At 63.3% G+C, this 1972-nt stretch carries 1 protein-coding gene; it reads left to right on the top strand.

Annotated features, from left to right (window positions below):
• Window positions 1-61 precede the first annotated feature (61 nt).
• Complete coding sequence (locus OC610_RS26525) at window positions 62-1942, top strand: TonB-dependent receptor domain-containing protein (protein ID WP_264432168.1); 1881 nt, start codon at window positions 62-64, stop codon at window positions 1940-1942.
• Window positions 1943-1972: the final 30 nt, after the last annotated feature.

Raw genomic sequence — 1972 nt, 5'->3', positions numbered from 1 at the left:
TTCGCGAGCAGGCTCGCTCCCACATTGGTTTTTGTGTGGACCACGTCATCACGGAACACCCATGAAACGCCGCCTCGCCGTCACCCTCGCCCTGCTCCCCATCCCCGACCTGCTGGCCGACACCTTCGAACGCGACCAGGCCCTGGTGCTGCCCGATATCCTGATCAGCGCCAACCGCCAGGTCGAGGCCCGCAATGACAGCAGCGCCGCCAACACGATCTTCACCCGCGACGACATCGAACGCCTGCAACCGGCGAGCGTCACCGACCTTCTCAGCCGCGTGCCTGGCGTGCAAGTCGCGCCATTGGGCGGCCGCGGCAGCCTGCCGGGAATCTACATTCGCGGCACCAAGTCGGCCCAGAGCCTGGTGCTGGTGGACGGCCAACGCATCGGCAACGCCACCTCCGGCGACAGCAACCTGCAACGCCTGAACATCAACCAGATCGAACGGGTGGAAGTGTTGCGCGGCTCGCGATCAGTCATCTACGGCGCCGACGCGGTGGGCGGAGTCATCCAGGTTTTCACCCGCCGCGGTACCGAACAAGGCCTGCAACCGCGCCTGTATCTCGGTGTTGGCAGTCACCGGACCTGGGAGCGCAGCCTCGGCCTGTCCGGTGGCGACGAGCAGACCCGCTTCAACTTGGGCGCCAGCCTCGACGAGGGCGCCGGAAGCAATCGGACCCACGAGTCCTATGCCAGCGACCACGACGACGACGCGAACCGCAATCGGTCCTTCAGCCTGAGTTTGAGCCATGCGCTCAGCGATAACCTGGAAGTCGGCCTGAACCTGCTGGATAACCGCGGCAAGAGCGAATACGACAACCCGTTCGGCCGCTTCGACCCCAACACCTTCGAGTCCCTGCCCCAGCAGCCCTACAGCGAATTTGCCGTGAGCAGTTTCAGCAGTTATGTGGACGGGCGAATCAACGATGCCTGGAAATCCCGTCTCGAACTGGGCCACAGTGAGAACCGCGAGAACACCTACGACAAGCTCAGCGATGTGCGCGAGACCTTCAACACCTACCGTGACTCGCTGACCTGGCAGAACGATGTGACACTCGATGAGCGCAACAGCCTGATCGTCGGCGGCGATGGGTATCAGGACCGGGTCAACAGCAGCACACCGTTCGATGAAGACAGTCGTTGGAACCGCGCAGCGTTTATCCAGCACCGCTTCCGGGCCGAAACGTTTTCCACTGAACTGGGCCTGCGTCGCGACCAGAACCAGCAATTTGGCGGCCAGAACAGTTGGAGCGGCACGCTCACCCTGCCAGTCAACCCGGACAACGACGTGTTGCTGACCTACAGCGAAAGCTTTCGTGCGCCGACCTTCAACGATCTGTATTACCCGGACTACAGCAACCCTGACCTGAAACCCGAGACCGCCCAGAGCTACGAACTGCAATGGCGCAGCCAACTGAGCGACAGCGCCAGCGTCGAGACGTCGCTGTACCGCACCGACCTGGAAGACGCGATCATTTTTGGCCGCGACTCACGCCCGCAGAACGTCGCTTCGGCACGGATCAACGGCTTCGAGATGGCCTACAGGCAGGAACTGTTCGGCTGGCAGGGCAACCTGGGCCTGGCCATTATCGACCCACGCGACCGCGACAGCGGCCACACCCTTGCCCGCCGCGCCCGGCGGACGCTGAGCCTGGACCTGGATCGGCAATTCGATCGCCTGGGCCTCGGCGCCACATGGCAAGCCGTGAGCAGCAGCTACGACGACGAAAACAACCGCAAAGCCCTGGGCGGCTATGCCCTGCTCGGGCTGCGCGGCAGTTGGGCGCTGAGCCGGGAAGTGAAGCTGGAAATGAAGGTGGATAACGTGCTGGACCAGGGCTACAGCCGGGCGCTGTATAGCCATGACGGTGAGCAGCATGGGTATCGGGAGGAAGGTCGGGCCTGGTTGTTTGGGGTGACTTGGACCCCGGCGCTCTGATCCAGAACCTGTAGCGTCTGGACTGGCCTC

The sequence above is a fragment of the Pseudomonas agronomica genome (genome assembly GCF_025917275.1).
Classification (GTDB): domain Bacteria; phylum Pseudomonadota; class Gammaproteobacteria; order Pseudomonadales; family Pseudomonadaceae; genus Aquipseudomonas; species Aquipseudomonas agronomica.
The sequence above is the reverse complement of the archived record's forward strand: the minus strand, read 5'-3'. Positions and strand labels throughout refer to the sequence as shown.